The organism is Microbacterium sp. Marseille-Q6648, from assembly GCF_943181415.1.
Classification (GTDB): Bacteria; Actinomycetota; Actinomycetes; order Actinomycetales; family Microbacteriaceae; genus Microbacterium.
Map to the genome: position 1 here is coordinate 484,294 of NZ_CALPBZ010000001.1, position 15,516 is coordinate 499,809.

11 protein-coding genes, 1 tRNA gene and 1 other RNA gene are annotated in these 15,516 nt (G+C 69.3%); 4 read left to right on the forward strand and 9 right to left on the reverse strand.

Features of this window, described 5'->3' with window-relative positions; translation table 11 throughout:
- Nucleotides 1-7 precede the first annotated feature (7 nt).
- Nucleotides 8-1,291: a hypothetical protein gene (locus NFR93_RS02295; protein WP_251449709.1), complete on the reverse strand. Its 1,284-nt coding sequence runs from the start codon at nucleotides 1,289-1,291 to the stop codon at nucleotides 8-10.
- 122 nt (nucleotides 1,292-1,413) lie between these two features.
- Here NFR93_RS02295 and NFR93_RS02300 point away from each other — a divergent pair, with 122 nt between their 5' ends.
- Nucleotides 1,414-2,124 (forward strand): DUF4191 family protein, encoded by a 711-nt coding sequence (locus tag NFR93_RS02300; RefSeq protein ID WP_251449710.1) that lies wholly within the window; start codon nucleotides 1,414-1,416, stop codon nucleotides 2,122-2,124.
- A 17-nt stretch (nucleotides 2,125-2,141) separates the two neighbouring features.
- Here NFR93_RS02300 and NFR93_RS02305 read toward each other — a convergent pair whose 3' ends face one another.
- Nucleotides 2,142-2,534: an RDD family protein gene (locus tag NFR93_RS02305; protein WP_251449711.1), complete on the reverse strand. Its 393-nt coding sequence runs from the start codon at nucleotides 2,532-2,534 to the stop codon at nucleotides 2,142-2,144.
- Nucleotides 2,535-2,668: 134 nt separating this feature from the next.
- Here NFR93_RS02305 and glnA point away from each other — a divergent pair, with 134 nt between their 5' ends.
- The gene (gene glnA, locus NFR93_RS02310; RefSeq protein WP_251449712.1) at nucleotides 2,669-4,093 is read left to right on the forward strand and encodes a type I glutamate--ammonia ligase; all 1,425 of its coding nucleotides are present in this window, start codon (nucleotides 2,669-2,671) and stop codon (nucleotides 4,091-4,093) included.
- A 60-nt stretch (nucleotides 4,094-4,153) separates the two neighbouring features.
- Here the strand turns inward: glnA and NFR93_RS02315 are convergent, their stop codons facing one another.
- From NFR93_RS02315 to NFR93_RS02325, 3 genes are read right to left on the reverse strand one after another with little or no spacing between them, the layout of a single operon-like run.
- Nucleotides 4,154-7,156 carry a bifunctional [glutamine synthetase] adenylyltransferase/[glutamine synthetase]-adenylyl-L-tyrosine phosphorylase gene (locus NFR93_RS02315; RefSeq protein ID WP_251449713.1) on the reverse strand — a complete coding sequence of 1,001 codons (3,003 nt, stop codon included), beginning with the start codon at nucleotides 7,154-7,156 and terminating at the stop codon, nucleotides 4,154-4,156.
- Between the two features lie 9 nt (nucleotides 7,157-7,165).
- Nucleotides 7,166-8,503 carry a glutamine synthetase family protein gene (locus NFR93_RS02320; protein WP_251449714.1) on the reverse strand — a complete coding sequence of 446 codons (1,338 nt, stop codon included), beginning with the start codon at nucleotides 8,501-8,503 and terminating at the stop codon, nucleotides 7,166-7,168.
- Between the two features lie 36 nt (nucleotides 8,504-8,539).
- Nucleotides 8,540-8,776 carry an SPOR domain-containing protein gene (locus tag NFR93_RS02325; protein WP_251449715.1) on the reverse strand — a complete coding sequence of 79 codons (237 nt, stop codon included), beginning with the start codon at nucleotides 8,774-8,776 and terminating at the stop codon, nucleotides 8,540-8,542.
- Nucleotides 8,777-8,857: 81 nt separating this feature from the next.
- Here NFR93_RS02325 and ppgK point away from each other — a divergent pair, with 81 nt between their 5' ends.
- Nucleotides 8,858-9,652 (forward strand): polyphosphate--glucose phosphotransferase, encoded by a 795-nt coding sequence (gene ppgK, locus NFR93_RS02330; RefSeq protein ID WP_251449716.1) that lies wholly within the window; start codon nucleotides 8,858-8,860, stop codon nucleotides 9,650-9,652.
- 4 nt (nucleotides 9,653-9,656) lie between these two features.
- Here the strand turns inward: ppgK and rnpB are convergent.
- From rnpB to NFR93_RS02350, 4 genes are all read right to left on the reverse strand, one after another.
- Nucleotides 9,657-10,023, reverse strand: an RNA gene (gene rnpB / locus NFR93_RS02335) — RNase P RNA component class A.
- Nucleotides 10,024-10,058: 35 nt separating this feature from the next.
- On the reverse strand, nucleotides 10,059-11,765 hold the full coding sequence (locus NFR93_RS02340) for a bifunctional 3'-5' exonuclease/DNA polymerase (RefSeq protein ID WP_285814533.1): 1,707 nt from the start codon (nucleotides 11,763-11,765) through the stop codon (nucleotides 10,059-10,061).
- A 27-nt stretch (nucleotides 11,766-11,792) separates the two neighbouring features.
- Entirely contained in the window at nucleotides 11,793-12,524 is a 732-nt protein-coding gene (locus tag NFR93_RS02345) for a zinc ribbon domain-containing protein (RefSeq protein WP_251449717.1), read from the reverse strand.
- Nucleotides 12,525-12,559: 35 nt separating this feature from the next.
- Nucleotides 12,560-12,632, reverse strand: a tRNA-Val gene (locus NFR93_RS02350).
- 153 nt (nucleotides 12,633-12,785) lie between these two features.
- Between NFR93_RS02350 and aceE the strand changes: the two genes are divergently transcribed.
- A complete protein-coding gene (aceE, locus tag NFR93_RS02355; protein WP_251449718.1) occupies nucleotides 12,786-15,515 on the forward strand; it encodes a pyruvate dehydrogenase (acetyl-transferring), homodimeric type in 2,730 nt (909 codons plus the stop codon).
- Nucleotide 15,516 lies beyond the last annotated feature (1 nt).

Sequence of the window (15,516 nt, forward strand, 5' to 3'; positions counted from 1 at the left end):
ACTCCGCTCATGGCTGCTGCAGGACGTCGTGAACGTCCCGCAGCAGCCATGAGCCGTCCTTGCGGACGATGACGACCACCTGCGTTGCCAGTGAGGCATCGCGCGGCACCACCTTGAGAACCGCGACGTCGCCGAGGTCGTCCACGAGTTCGATGGTTCGATCGGATTCCGGCAGATCCAGTGTCTGCGACGAGACGGACGCGGCCGCGGCGGTCGTCTCGAGACAGGACTGATCTCCCCCGCATTCCGCACGTCTGGCCAGCAGATCCGCGAGGACGGCCGCCAGGTCCTCGTCCTCGTGTGCGGTGGCGCCCGGGACCCGTGCTTCCTCAGCCGCCGCCGACGACGCGGCGGGTGTCGCCGTGGCGGGTTCGATCGCGGACGGCGGTGGGGCGGAAGCGGCCGGCCCGGGCTCGGCCGGTGTCGGCCAGAGCAGCCCACCCGCGACGATCAGCCCGGCGACGCCCCCGGCGATCGCCCACGGTCTGCGCCTGCCCGCCGATCCTGGCGCCGCCCGCGCACGCCGCCACAGCGACGTCGTCGCACGGGACACCATGTCCGCGAGGTCGCCGTCGACGTGCCGCAGCGCACGCAGCGGCCAGGGGTCAGCGGGAGGCACCGGTTCGATCTCGGGTGGACCGATCCGACTCACGCTGCGTGCCGTGCGCGGCGCGAGCACCGCGGTGGCGAGCGGTTCCGGCGCCGCCTCGGCGAAGAGCGCAGCCTCGGCGGCATCCATCTCGACGGCGGACAACCGCTCGACCGTCACCGCATCGCGCACCCGGCCCCAGCACGACAGGTCCACGTGGTTGCGCAGGTGCTCGACCAGGGCGACGCTGGCCGCCCTGGCGTCGTCCCGCCCTGCGCCCGACACCACCACCGGTCGACCGTCCCCGGTGATCCACCACTCCGCGCACGAAGCAGCCGCGTCAGAGGGAAGCTCGCCCATCCCCCGCAGCAGGCTGATGCCGAGTGTCACGGCCTCCCCCGCCGAAAGCGGCGCGCCCGCTCCGGCGCGACGGTCGAGGAGCGCCGTCACGGGCTCGTCGCACACCGGGAGCACGACGTCGTGGCCCGACGCCCGCCGGACCACGTCCACGGCGGCCAGGACATGGCCGTCGGGCGCGGCCCGCCACCCCGCCCAGTCGTCTCCGAGGACCTCGGCATCGACGACGTGGAACGCCGCCCCCGCTGCGTCCTGGCACAGGGTGCCCGCCCACGGCGCCTCGCGACCCGCGCTGAGGCCGCGGATGGTGCGATACACACCCGGAATCAGCTCGCGTTCGGTCATGGGAAGAGTGTCGTCCCGGGACACTGACCGCCGGAGGCTCCCCCGCCAGGCTGTGGAGGAACCGATCCTGCAGGGGCACTGGGGAGGAGGGGGCGAGGCGGTGGAACGGTAGGATGATGCGCATGGCAGCCCGCACCACGACGCCCGAGAAGCGCCCCGGCTTCTTCTCGCAGATCCGCACCCTCTACACGTTCACTCAGAAGGAATACCGCTGGTTGCCGTTCCTGCTGGTGGGCGTGCTGCTGCTCGGTGTCGCGCTCGGCGTGGGGCTCGGATTCCTGCTGCCGCCCGTCGCCATCTGGAGTGTCATCCTCTGGGGCATCACCGGGCTGATGCTCGGCGTGCTGGCCTCGCTCATGACGATGACCCGCATGTCGACGCTGGCGATGTACAAGAAGATCGACGGGATGCCGGGGGCGGCCGGTCATGTGCTGTCGACCTCACTCGGGCGGCGCTGGCAAGCCAGCGAGATGCCGGTGGGGATCAACCCGAAGACCCAGGAGGCGGTGTATCGCGCGATCGGCCGAGGCGGGATCGTCATCGTGGGCGAGGGTGCTCGCGGTCGCCTCACTCGCCTGGTGAACGACGAGCGGGCGAAAGTGCAGCGCGTGGCGTCCGGCGTTCCGGTCACCGTCCTCTACCTCGGCCACGGTTCCGACGAGGTTCCGGTCGGCAAGCTGGCCTCGACGATCAAGTCGCTGCCGAAGGCCATCGACCGCGCGACGATGGCGGCGGTCATCAAGCGGGTCGAATCGGTCTCGCAGTCCCTCTCGTCCCTTCCCATCCCGAAGGGGATCGACCCCACCAAGGTGCGCGCCCCGCGCCCGCGCTGACGCGCGCGCGGCGGGGGTCAGGTCCGGACGAGCACCGTTCCGGCGGCCTTGTCGTGCAGACCGCGCTGATCGGCATCCCAGATCACCGCCGGAATAACGACGACCAGCAGGAGGGTGCGCAGCAGTGGCCTGCCCAGGCCGACCCAGCCGCCACCGACGCGCTGAAGACGCATACCGAAGAGGCGGTGCCCCGGGCTCCCCTGGAGCGTGGGGATGAAGACGATCTGGATGATCGCGAAGATCGTGAGGATGGCGAGCGGGTCCCATCCGAAGAAGCCCGAGATGAGGTAGGCGGCGCCGTAATCGAGGAACAGCGCCGCCACGCGCCGCCCAGGGCGGGCTATCGAACCGTCTCCGTCGCGGGGAAGGCCGAGCCGTTCACCCGGATACTCCTGCGCACTCTGCGTCACCGGATCAGCCTAACCAGGCCCGTGTAACATGCCGGAAACAATCCGGTCACTGCCGGGCAATGCCCCACCGGTACGTTGCCAGGCAAGCTCGCTTTGCGAGCGGCAGTTCCCGATGCCCTACCCCTGGAGACTTCATGTTCAGTGATTCATCCGAGGTGCTCAAGTTCATCAAGGACGAGGACGTCAAGTTCCTCGACATCCGGTTCACGGATCTTCCTGGTGTGCAGCAGCACTTCAACATCCCGGCAGCCACCGTCGACGAGGAGTTTTTCACCGTCGGCCAGCTGTTCGACGGCTCCTCCATCCGGGGCTTCGCGAACATCCACGAGTCCGACATGCAGCTCATCCCCGATGTGTCGACCGCATACCTCGACCCGTTCCGCGAAGCGAAGACGCTCATCATGGTCTTCGACATCTACAACCCGCGCAACGGCGAGATCTACTCCAAAGACCCGCGTCAGGTGGCCAAGAAGGCCGAGAAGTACCTGGCGTCGACCGGCATCGCCGACACGGCGTTCTTCGCTCCCGAGGCGGAGTTCTACATCTTCGACGATGTCCGCTACGAGGTGAAGCAGAACTCGTCGTTCTACTCGGTCGACTCCGAAGAGGGCGCCTGGAACACCGGCCGTGTGGAAGAGGGCGGCAACCTCGCGAACAAGACCCCCTACAAGGGCGGATACTTCCCGGTCTCACCCGTGGACAAGCAGGCCGACCTCCGCGATGACATCAGCCTCAAGCTCATCGAGGCCGGACTCCTCCTCGAGCGCGCGCACCACGAGGTCGGCACGGGCGGCCAGGCCGAGATCAACTACCGCTTCGACACCATGGTGCACGCTGCGGACGACATCCTGAAGTTCAAGTACATCGTCAAGAACACCGCCGAGCAGTGGGGCAAGGTCGCGACCTTCATGCCCAAGCCGCTCTTCGGCGACAACGGCTCGGGAATGCACACCCACCAGTCGCTGTGGAACAACGGCGAGCCGCTCTTCTACGACGAGAAGGGCTATGGCGGTCTGTCCGACGTGGCGCGCTGGTACATCGGCGGCATCCTGGCCCACGCTCCCGCCGTCCTGGCATTCACCAACCCGACCCTCAACAGCTACCACCGCCTGGTGAAGGGCTTCGAGGCACCCGTGAACCTGGTCTACTCGGCCGGTAACCGCTCCGCGGCGATCCGCATCCCGATCACGGGCACCAACCCGAAGGCCAAGCGCATCGAGTTCCGCGCCCCGGACGCCTCGGGCAACCCCTACCTGGCGTTCGCCGCGCAGCTGATGGCCGGCATCGACGGCATCATCAACCGCATCGAGCCGCACGAGCCGGTCGACAAGGACCTGTACGAGCTTCCGCCCGAGGAGGCCAAGAACATTCCGCAGGTGCCGAACTCGCTCCTGGACTCGCTCGAGGCGCTGCGCGCCGACAACGAGTTCCTGACGCGGGGCAACGTGTTCACGCCCGAGCTCATCGAGACCTGGATCGAGTACAAGATCGAGAACGAGATCCAGCCGATCGCTCAGCGTCCGCACCCCTTCGAGTACGAGCTGTACTTCGGGGTCTGACCCACGTATCGCAGGAAGCCCCCCGGATCTCGGTCCGGGGGGCTTCTCTCGTTGAAGCGATCAGCCGTAGAAGAGCTTCTCGAAGACGCGCCGCGCACGTCGGGTGGCGCCGAAGTAGTCCTCTTCGACCTGGGTCGCCGACCTCGGCGGGTAGCCGAGCAGACGCCCGATGCCGTCGAGGCGGCCACGATCGGCGGGAAGCACGTCGCTGGTCTGACCCGACAGCAGCGTGTTCGCCGATCGAAGTCTGCTCGACAGGCGCCACGCCTCGGCGAGCAGGTCCGCGCTCTGCGTCGGCACGAGTCCCTCGTCCTCGGCCGCTCGCAGCGCGGCGATCGTGGAGGTGGTGCGAAGCCCGGAGACCCGATGCGCGTGCTGCAGCTGCACCAGCTGGACGAGCCATTCGACATCCGAGAGCGAACCGGGACCCAGCTTGAGGTGTCTCGCCGGATCCGTTCCCTGCGGCAGCCGCTCGTTCTCGACACGCGCCTTGATGCGCTTGATCTCGCGAAGGCCCTGCGCGTCGGCCTCCGCCGGGTAGCGGATCTCATCGGCGAGGGCGGTGAACGCCGCGATGAGTTTCACGCTGCCCGCGACGCCTCGCGCCCGCAGCAGCGCCTGGGCCTCCCAGGACAGCGACCAGCGCTGGTAGTACGCGGCGTAGCTGTCCAACGAGCGCACGAGCGGTCCGCTTCGCCCCTCCGGCCGCAGATCGGCGTCGAGGTCGAGCGGCACGCGGTGGTCCTCCGACTGACGGCGGAGTTCCGCGACGATCTGGAGGGCGAGCTGGTTCGCGCGCTGCGGATCCACGCCGTTCGCCCGGTAGACGTACATGACGTCGGCGTCCGAGCCGAACCCGAGCTCCCGCCCGCCGAAGCGTCCCATCGCGATCACCGAGAAGTCGAGATCGTCGTCTTCGGGGGGGACCACTTCGCGTCGGACGGCCCGCAGCGCCGCTTGGATGGTGACTTCGGTGATCGTCGTGAGCGCGTCGGCGATCTCCTCGATCGTCGTCGTGCCGAGGATGCCCGCCATGGCGACCCGCAGGAGTTCGCGCCGTCGCAGCGCGCGCACGGCTCGCATCGCGCCGGTGATGTCGGTGTGGCGCGTCTGGATGGCCCGCGCCTCCTGCTGCAGGGAGGAGCCCGATCGCGGACGCAGCAGCTCGTCGTCATCCAGCCATGCGGCGGCTTCGGGGATCCACTCCATCAGTTCGCCGACATACCTCGATCCGGAGAGGACACGGGTGAGGCTCTCGGCGGCGCCCGAGGAGTCTCGGAGCATCCGCAGGAACCACGGCGTGTTGCCGAGCCGCTCGCTGAGGCGGCGGAACGCGATCAGACCGTAGTCGGGATCGACGCCGTCGGCGAACCAGCGGATCATCACCGGCATGAGGTGGCGTTGGATCGTCGCCTTCCGGCTGATCCCGCTGGTGAGGGCGCCGATGTGGCGCAATGCCCCGGTGGGATCCGTGAAGCCGATCGCGGCCAGGCGGTCGTGCGCCTGCGCGGGCGAGATGACCCGCTCTTCGGCAGGCAGCGCGGCCACAGCCGAAAGCAAGGGGCGGTAGAACAGGCGGACGTGGATGTCCCGGACTTCCCGCTTCGTGGCCTCCCACAGCGCCCAGACGTCCTCGGCGGAGGCCGCCAGGCCGGATGCGCGCGCGAGTACGCGTCGCTCCTCCTCGCGAGCCGGCATGAGATGCGTGCGCCTCAGCGCCCGAAGCTGCACGCGATGTTCGAGCAGGCGCAGCACGCGGTAGTCACGGGCGAAGGCGGCGGCATCCGCTCTCCCGATGTATCCCTCGGCCACCAGCGCGTCCAGTGCGTCGAGGGTGCCGCGCTGGCGGATGTTGTCATCGCTGAGACCGTGGACGAGCTGGAGCAGCTGGACGGTGAACTCCACATCGCGGATGCCGCCGGGCCCGAGCTTCAGCTGGAAGGCGACGTCCTCCGCGGGGATGTGCTCGGTCACCCGTTCGCGCATCCGCTGCACCGAGTCGACGAAGTTCTCGCGCGCCGCGCTCGTCCACACCTTCGGCTGCACCGCGGCGACGTACGCGTCGCCGAGCACAGGATCTCCCGCGATGGGCCGCGCCTTCAGGAGCGCCTGGAACTCCCAGCTCTTGGCCCACCGGTCGTAATACGACAGGTGCGAGTCGAGGGTGCGCACCAGCGCGCCCTGCTTGCCCTCGGGGCGGAGGTTGGCATCGACCTCCCACAGCGGTGGCTCGATCTCGACGCCTGAGATGCCCCGCATGGTCTGCACGGTCAGCCGGGTGGCGATGTCGAGCATCCGGCCTTCGGCGAGTCCGTCCGGGGCGTCGGGGGCCAGGCCGGCGACGAAGATCACATCGACGTCGCTGACGTAGTTCAGCTCGCGCGCGCCGGTCTTGCCCATGCCGATGATCGCCAGCAGTGTGCCCGCGACCTCGTCGCGGGTGAACGAGCCTCCGCCCGGTCCGCCGCCGCACATGCGGGTGCGTGCCACGCACAGCGAGGCCTCCAGGGCGGCTCCGGCGGCGTCCGCCAGAGCCGCCGCGACCGCGGGCATCTCGTCGACCGCGGAGTCACTCGTCAGGTCGTACGCGGCGATGCACGCGAGGATCCGGCGGTAGCGCACGCGCAGCGCGACCCAGGATGCCTCTCCCCCGCCCGCCGCGAACCCGTCCTCGGCGCCGACCGCCTGCAGCATGGTCTCGCGCATCGCTTCGATGCCGGGGAGCGCCGCGCCCGCTCCCCGCAGTGAGGCGAGTTCCTCGGGATGCCGCAGGTAGAAGTCCGCGAAGCCGGAAGATGCTCCGGTCAGAGCCCACAGCGCGCGCCATCCCACGGGGTCGCCGCGAAGGTCGATAACGGCCTGCGGGGCACGTCGGACGATCTTCGCGACCGCCGCGACGGCGGCGTCGGGGTCGGCCGCCGCCGTGGCCCGCTCGGTGAGGGTTCCGCGTTCGAACCCCGTCGCGTCGGAGATCTCGGCCAGGAGCGCGTCGGCCTCGGACAGACTGCTGAATCCGAGGCGGGCGAGCTCCGTGAGGGAGGTGGAGCGATCCGTCGCCGACATGAGCCCGGCTCAGAGCATCTCGAGGTTGCTCTTCAGCTCGAAGGGGGTGACCTGCGCGCGGTACTGCTCCCACTCGCGACGCTTGTTCAGAAGGACGTAGTTGAAGACCTGCTCGCCGAGCGTCTCGGCGACCAGCTCGGACTCCTCCATGTACTCCAGCGCATGGTCCAGGCTCGCCGGAAGCGGCGCGTAGCCGAGTGCCCGCCGCTCGGCATCCGTGAGCGACCAGACGTTGTCTTCGGCCTCGAGCGGGAGCTCGTACTCCTCTTCGATGCCTTTGAGACCCGCCGACAGCAGGAGCGCGTACGACAGGTAGGGATTCGCCGCGGAGTCGAGGCCGCGGTACTCGACCCGTGAGGACTGCCCCTTGTTCGGCTTGTACATCGGAACGCGCACGAGCGCGGAGCGGTTGTTGTGCCCCCAGCAGATGAAGCTCGGGGCCTCGTCGCCACCCCAGATCCGCTTGTAGGAGTTCACGAACTGGTTGGTCACCGCCGCCATCTCGTTCGCGTGGCGCAGGAGGCCGGCGATGAAGTGACGACCGACCTTCGACAGCTGGTATTGCGCGCCCTCCTCGTAGAAGGCGTTGACGTCTCCCTCGAAGAGCGACATGTGGGTGTGCATGCCGCTGCCGGGCTGCCCGCCGAGCGGTTTGGGCATGAAGGTGGCGTAGACGCCCTGCTCGATCGCCACCTCTTTGATGACGGTGCGGAACGTCATGATGTTGTCGGCCGTCGCGAGCGCATCCGCGTAGCGCAGATCGATCTCGTTCTGGCCCGGTCCACCCTCGTGGTGGCTGAACTCGACCGAGATCCCGAGATCCTCCAGCATCCGCACCGAACGCCGACGGAAGTCGTGCGCGGTGCCCCCGGGGACGTTGTCGAAGTATCCCGCCGAGTCCACGGGAACGGGGCCCTCGGGTCCGTAGGTCGAGGACTTCAGAAGATAGAACTCGATCTCGGGGTGCGTGTAGAAGGTGAAGCCCGCGTCGGCCGCTCGCGCGAGCGCACGCTTGAGGACGTTGCGGGGATCGGCCACCGCGGGCTGACCGTCGGGGGTGGTGATGTCGCAGAACATCCGCGCCGTCGGGTCGATCTCACCGCGCCACGGCAGCGTCTGGAACGTCGTCGGGTCGGGGTGGGCGAGGAGGTCGGACTCATAGGAGCGGGTGAGGCCCTCGATGGCCGACCCGTCGAAGCCGAGGCCTTCGGCGAAGGCGCCCTCCACCTCGGCCGGGGCGATCGCCACCGACTTCAGCGTCCCGATGACGTCCGTGAACCACAGACGGACGAACTTGACTCCTCGTTCCTCGATGGTCCGAAGAACGAAGTCGCGCTGCTTGTCCATTGCATCCTCTCCCGTGCCGGACCGGCTTCAGCCAGACTACTGGTCGCCGTCGGCATCCCCCGACGCGCCGCCGCGCCCGGCAGGACCCCAGGAGTCGTCTCGCGCCTCTTCCTCGGCCCACGCGCGCGAGCGCTCTCGCAGGATGTCCGGAGCTCGCCGGGCCTCGTCTTCGGTCTCGAAGGGGCCGGCGCGATCCACCGCAGGCGACTCGAACCCCCGCTCGACCTGGCCGGTGGTCAGGTTGTACCAGTACTTCTCGCTGTCGCCGCTCATGGCTCCCCCTCCCGGCGCCGCCTTCGGGCCGATGCGTCGATCCTACTGATGGGCACCACCGCGCTGGATAGGCTGGACGGCATGGCATCTCAGGCGACGCACGCGGTCGGCGTGGACATCGGCGGCACCGGCATCAAAGCGGGTCTGGTGGACCTCGCCGGAGGCCGGCTGATCTCGGACCGCGTGAAGGTCGCGACGCCGGCGGGCGCGGAGCCCGCCGACGTGCTCGAGGCGGTACGGGGCGTCCTCGATCGGCTCGGCGTCACGGATGCCTCCATCGCCCTCGGCGTCGCATTCCCGGCCATCGTGAAGCGCGGCCGCACCCTGTCCGCCGCCAACGTCTCCGACGCCTGGATCGGCTTCGAGGCCGAGAAGTTCTTCGAAGACGGGCTGGGTCGCGACATCCACTTCGCGAACGACGCCGACGTGGCGGGGATAGCCGAGTTGAGGTACGGCGCCGCGAAAGACCAGGACGGGCTCACGATCCTGACCACCCTCGGTACCGGCATCGGGTCGGCACTGCTGTACGACGGGGTTCTCATCCCGAACTCCGAGCTCGGCCACGTTCAGCGTGCGGAGCATGGGAGGGACGCCGAGGCGTACGCCGCCTACTCCGCGATGGAGCGTGACGAGCTGTCCTGGGAGGCGTGGGCCGAGCGGCTGCAGTGGTACTACAGCCACATCGAGTTCCTCTTCAGTCCCGATCTGTTCATCGTCGGCGGCGGCGTGTCCAAGCACGCCGACAAGTTCCTCCCGCTGCTGAAGCTGGCCACGCCCATCGTCCCCGCGGTCCACCGCAACAACGCGGGGATCATCGGCGCTGCTGCGCTGTCGCTCCTGGGGGCGCGGGCACTGCGCGACGACACCGCCGGCTGAGAGGCGAATGGGCCGGCCTGTACGCCGGGTTCTGTCCGGAGGCTTGCGCCCCGTGGACGGTCATCTCTCTCGGCGACACGTTGCCGTGCCGCTCCAGCGGCCTACCCGGGGACTCGGCGGGCCGCGTCATCATCCCCTGTCTGGCCTTGCTCCGGGCGAGGTTTGCCGTGCGGGTCGCGTCACCGCGACCCCGGTGGTCTCTTACACCACCCTTTCACCCTTACCCGGCCGGAGCCGGGCGGTCTGCTCTCTGTGGCACTGTCTCGCGGATCACTCCGGGTGGGTGTTACCCACCGCCCTGCCCTGCGGAGCCCGGACGTTCCTCGGCACCCGCGGAGAACCGCGGGCGACGCGACCGTCCAGCCGACCCATTCGCGAGGCCGAGTCTAGTCGCCCGGGTGGGGCATCACTTCGCTTCGGCTGTGCGGCTCACCCGCACATCGAGCGGGAAGTCGATCGGGAAGTCTCCGAACAGCAGACGCCCGGCGCGCTCCGCGCTCCGACGGACCTGCGCGGCCACGGCGTCGGCCTGCTCGGCGGGGGTGTGGACGATCACTTCGTCGTGGAGGAAGAACGCCAGGTGCGGGCGCCTGCCGAAGACCGGCCCCGACAGCGTCGCCTCGGTCATCGCCGCGGGCGCCTGGGCCAGTTCCGCCCGCAGATCGGCGAGCCATGCCAGCGCCCACTCCGCCGCCGTCCCCTGCACGATGAAGTTCCGGGTGAAGCGTCCGCGGTCACGCGCGCGCGATCGCGAGCGTGAGATCTCCGCCGGCGTCGCGCCGTCTTCGCTCGCGCGCCGCTGCTCCTCGAGCCAGCGGGGGTCCGGTGCGGGTGATGTGCGACCGAGCAGCGTGCTGACCGCTCCGCCGTCCTCGCCGCGCGCCGCCGCGGCATCCACCATCGCCATCGCACGGGGGAACGACCGGCGCAGCTGCGGAGCAAGCCGCCCCGATGTCCCGCTGGTGGCGCCGTACATGGCGCCGAGGAGCGCCATCTTCGCGTCGGCGCGCTCGGTGATGGCCGTCGTGGCGACGATCCCTTCGTAGAGGTCGCGCCCCCGGGCCGCCTCTGCGAGCCCGCGGTCGCCGCTCATCCCCGCCAGGACGCGGGGCTCGAGCTGTGCCACGTCGGCGACGACGAGCATCCAGCCCGCATCGGCGCGCACGGCGGGACGCAGCTGTCGCGGAAGCTGGAGCGCGCCCCCGCCTGCGGATGCCCAGCGTCCCGTGACGACACCGCCGGGGATGAACACGGGGCGGAATCGGCCGTCCCGCACCCACTCGTCGAGCCATGCCCAGCCGTTCGCGCTCAACAGGCGGGCGAGGCGCTTGTACTCCAGCAGCGGTGGAATGGCGGGGTGATCGTGCTGCGCGAGCTCCCACCTGCCGGTGGATTCCACGGACAGTCCGGCACGTCGGAGCGACCGGAGCAGCTGCACCGGCGAATCGAGGCGAACGTTCGGATCACCGAGCGCCGCCCGGACGCGTCCTGCGGCATCCGCGAGGTGAGCGGGCACCCCCGTTGCCGATCGCTCCCCCAGCACTCCGGTGAGGATGTCATCGTGAGCGTGCCGGTCCCACGGCAACCCTGCCGCGGTCATCTCGGCCGCCACGAGCGCCCCTGCCGATTCGGCCGCCACGAGCAGGCGCAGACGTCCCGGGTCCCGCGACGTGGCCACGGCGTCCTGCTGCCGGGCGAACTCGGCGTGGGCGGCGCTCACGTCCGCGGGGACCCCGGTGCGTGCGGGCCAGTCCGCGAGCGAGAACAAGGCCGTGCCTGCGCCATGGCGCCCCGCAGGCGGCGCATCCCACTCGCCGGAGCCGCGCATGATCGCCGTGCCCGCCACGCCGGCCGCGTGGCGCAGGATGGCGTGGGTCAACCGGAGGTCCTGGCACCGAGCCACCCGCACCCCCGCCTCCAGCAGACCGGGATACCAATCGACCGTGTCGTTCCAGATCCACCGGATGCCGCCGCGGCGCTCGCGCTCGGCGACCCAGGCCGGCAGCTCCTCCAGGTCCACGCTCTCCTGGGCGTTCACGCCGCCCGCGCCCATCGTGAGGGCGGCGACCCGCGAGCCGTCGCGGCCCAGGACGATCCGGACCTGCTCAGCCACCTCGGTGCGCGTACCGGTCCTCGCCCCTCACAGGCCCGATTCGCCAGAGCGAACGAGGATGCAGCCGCACTCCGGGCACGTCACGACCGTGTCGTCCGAAGCCTGCCGGATGAGGTTGAGGTCCGTGCCCGAAAGCACCATTCGGCACCCTTCGCATGTCCGGGCGACCAGCAGCGCGGCGCCCGTCCCCCGTGCGGCGATGCGCTCGTACATCGCCATCAGCGCCGCCGGAACGTTCTGCGCCAGAGCAGCGCGGTCTCGCGTCGCCGCGTCGTATGCGGTGTCGGCTTCGGCGACGACGCGCTTCGCCTCGGCGCTCAGCGATGCGCCCTCGGCGTTGGTCTGCGCGATCAGCTGCTCCTGCTCGGTCGCGGCGCGTTCGGCCTGTTCGAGCTTCTCCATGACCTCGAGCTCGGCGTCTTCGAGGTCGCTCTTGCGACGCGCCAGCGATGCCAGTTCGCTCTCGAGACCCTGCGCCTCCTTGGAGTTGGAGGATGCGGCCAGCCGCTGCGCATCGCGCGCGCTGCGGGCGTCGACCACGGCCACGTCGGACTCGATGCGCGACAGCTCGGTGCGCAGATCGTCGCGCAGACCGAGGCGGATCGTCAACTCCTGCGACAGGCGCTGGCGATGGGCGAGCAGCTCCTGCACCTTGGCCGCCTGCGGCGGGTTGCGCCGCGCGTGCTCGGCCTGCCGGATGCGGGCATCGAGGTCGGCGAGGTCGACGAGACGGCGCTGGTCTTCTGGGCTGGCGTTCACGCAACCAACCTACCCGGCCCCGCGGCTGCGTCGAGTGGGCCCTGCCGGGATCGAACCGACGACATCCACGGTGTAAACGTGGCGCTCTACCAGCTGAGCTAAAGGCCCTCGGGAGGAAGTCTACGAGAGTGACACGGTCGGCCTCGACGACGCCGCCGACTCGCTAGGCTGATGGACGGTGCGTTGTCGGTCGCGAACAACGGCAGGGCCGCACCGGTTGCGATTACCTGGCATGATCTGCCAGACGACGAAAGGTCTTCTGTGACTGTCAACGATCAGGATCCGTACTCGCAGGAACCCCTCGACAGCGATCCCGAAGAGACGTCGGAGTGGCAGGAGTCCCTCCAGCAGCTCGTTCAGGCGAAGGGTCGAGGGCGCGGGCGCGAGATCATGCTCAGCCTTCTGCAGTCCTCGCACGATCTGCAGCTCAACGTTCCGCAGGTCCCGACGACGGACTACATCAACACCATCACGGTGGACCGCGAGCCCGAGTTCCCCGGTGACGAAGAGCTCGAGCGGCGCTACCGTCGCTGGATCCGCTGGAACGCGGCGCTCACGGTGCACCGCGCCCAGCGCCCGGGCATCGGCGTGGGTGGCCACATCTCGACGTACGCGTCGTCGGCCTCGCTCTACGAAGTCGGGTTCAACCACTTCTTCCGCGGGCTGGACGATCCCTCGGGCGGAGACCAGGTCTTCATCCAGGGCCATGCGTCCCCCGGCATCTATGCGCGCTCCTTCCTCGAAGGACGCCTCACCGCCGAGCAGCTCGACGGGTTCCGCCAGGAGAAGTCCAAGGCGCCTGACGGCATCCCGTCCTACCCCCACCCGCGTCTCATGCCGGAGTACTGGCAGTTCCCGACGGTCTCGATGGGCCTCGGCCCGATCAACGCCATCTACCAGGCGATGACCAACAAGTACCTCACCAACCGCGGTATCAAGGACCTGTCGTCCTCCCGCGTGTGGGCTTTCCTCGGCGACGGCGAGATGGACGAGGTCGAGAGCCGCGGGCAGCTCCAGGTCGCCGCCAACGAGGGTCTGGACAACCTGACCTTCGTGGTCAACTGCAACCTGCAGCGCCTCGACGGCCCGGTGCGCGGCAACGGCAAGATCATCCAGGAGCTGGAGAGCTTCTTCCGCGGCGCCGGCTGGAACGTCATCAAGGTGGTGTGGGGACGCGGCTGGGACGAACTGCTCTCGCAGGACCCCGAAGGCGCCCTCGTGCGACTGATGAACACGACGCCCGACGGCGACTTCCAGACCTACCGCGCCGAGGACGGCGCGTTCATCCGCGAGCACTTCTTCGGTCGCGACGAGCGCACAGCACAGCTGGTGAAGGACTGGTCGGACGACGACATCTGGGGCAAGCTCCGCCGCGGCGGACTGGATTACCAGAAGGTCTACGCCGCCTACAAGACGGCGGTCGAGCACAAGGGTCAGCCCACGGTCATCCTCGCCAAGACGATCAAGGGCTACGGTCTCGGTCACCACTTCGAGGGTCGGAACGCGACCCACCAGATGAAGAAGATGACGCTCGAGGACCTGAAGCACTTCCGCGACTCCATGCGCATCCCGATCACGGACGAGCAACTGGAGGAGAATCCCTACCAGCCGCCGTACTACCACCCGGGCGAGCAGGACGAGACGATCCAGTACATGCTCGAGCGCCGACGTGCGCTCGGCGGTTTCCTCCCGGAGCGCCGCAGCCACCACGTCGGCCTGGAGCTTCCGGGTGACGCCGCCTACGCGCTGCCGAAGAAGGGCTCCGGCACGCAGGAGATCGCCACCACGATGGCATTCGTCCGTCTGCTGAAGGACCTGCTGCGCGCGAAGGACTTCGGCCACCGCATCGTGCCGATCATCCCCGACGAGGCCCGCACGTTCGGAATGGACGCCTACTTCCCCACCGCCAAGATCTACAACCCGCACGGCCAGAACTACACCTCGGTCGACCGCGAGCTCCTTCTCGCCTACAAGGAGAGCCCGCAGGGCCAGATCATGCACGTGGGCATCAACGAGGCCGGAGCCGTGGCGGCCTTCACCGCCACGGGGACGTCGTACGCCACGCACGGCGAGCCGCTGATCCCCGTCTACGTCTTCTACTCGATGTTCGGCTTCCAGCGCACCGGCGACGCGCAGTGGGCCGCGGGCGACCAGATGGCCCGAGGGTTCATCATCGGCGCGACGGCCGGTCGCACCACGTTGACCGGCGAGGGCCTGCAGCACGCTGACGGGCACTCCCATCTGCTGGCGTCGACCAACCCCGCCACGGTGTCGTACGACCCGGCCTACGGCTACGAGATCGCCCACATCGTCCGCGACGGCATCCAGCGCATGTACGGCGGCGAGCACCCCGACCCCAACGTCATGTACTACCTCACGGTGTACAACGAGCCCATCGTTCAGCCGGCCGAGCCGGAAGGTGTGGACGTCGAGGGCATCGTGCGCGGGATCCATCGCATCTCGTCGCCCGAGGGCGACGGTCCGCGGGCGCAGATCCTGGCCTCGGGCGTGGGTGTGCCGTGGGCGCTCGAGGCGCAGCAGCTGCTGCGTGACGACTGGGGAGTCCAGGCGGACGTCTGGTCGGTCACGTCGTGGACCGAACTGCGCCGCGACGGTCTGGCCGCCGACGAGCACAACTTCCTTCACCCGGACGAAGAGCCGCGCTCGGCCTACATCACGCAGAAGCTCGCCGGCACCCCCGGCCCGGTGGTCGCGGTCAGCGACTTCATGCACGCGGTCCAGGATCAGATCCGCCCGTGGGTTCAGCACCAGTTCGTCACGCTCGGCGCCGACGGATTCGGGTTCTCGGACACGCGAGCCGCCGCGCGGCGCTTCTTCAAGATCGATGGTCCGTCGATCGTGGTGCGCACCCTGCAGGCGCTCGCGACCGAGGGCGCGGTCGATCGTGCGCTGGCCGGCCAGGCGATCCAGAAGTATCGCCTGCACGACGTGACCGCGGGCACGAGCGGCAACGCGGGCGGCGAGAGCTGAT

Bases quoted from the DNA above. Each gene is read 5' to 3' on its own strand.
- NFR93_RS02295 (WP_251449709.1), bottom strand. From the start codon at position 1,291: ATGACCGAACGCGAGCTGATTCCGGGTGTGTATCGCACCATCCGCGGC.
- NFR93_RS02300 (WP_251449710.1), top strand. From the start codon at position 1,414: ATGGCAGCCCGCACCACGACGCCCGAGAAGCGCCCCGGCTTCTTCTCG.
- glnA (WP_251449712.1), top strand. From the start codon at position 2,669: ATGTTCAGTGATTCATCCGAGGTGCTCAAGTTCATCAAGGACGAGGAC.
- NFR93_RS02315 (WP_251449713.1), bottom strand. From the start codon at position 7,156: ATGTCGGCGACGGATCGCTCCACCTCCCTCACGGAGCTCGCCCGCCTC.
- NFR93_RS02320 (WP_251449714.1), bottom strand. From the start codon at position 8,503: ATGGACAAGCAGCGCGACTTCGTTCTTCGGACCATCGAGGAACGAGGA.
- NFR93_RS02325 (WP_251449715.1), bottom strand. From the start codon at position 8,776: ATGAGCGGCGACAGCGAGAAGTACTGGTACAACCTGACCACCGGCCAG.
- ppgK (WP_251449716.1), top strand. From the start codon at position 8,858: ATGGCATCTCAGGCGACGCACGCGGTCGGCGTGGACATCGGCGGCACC.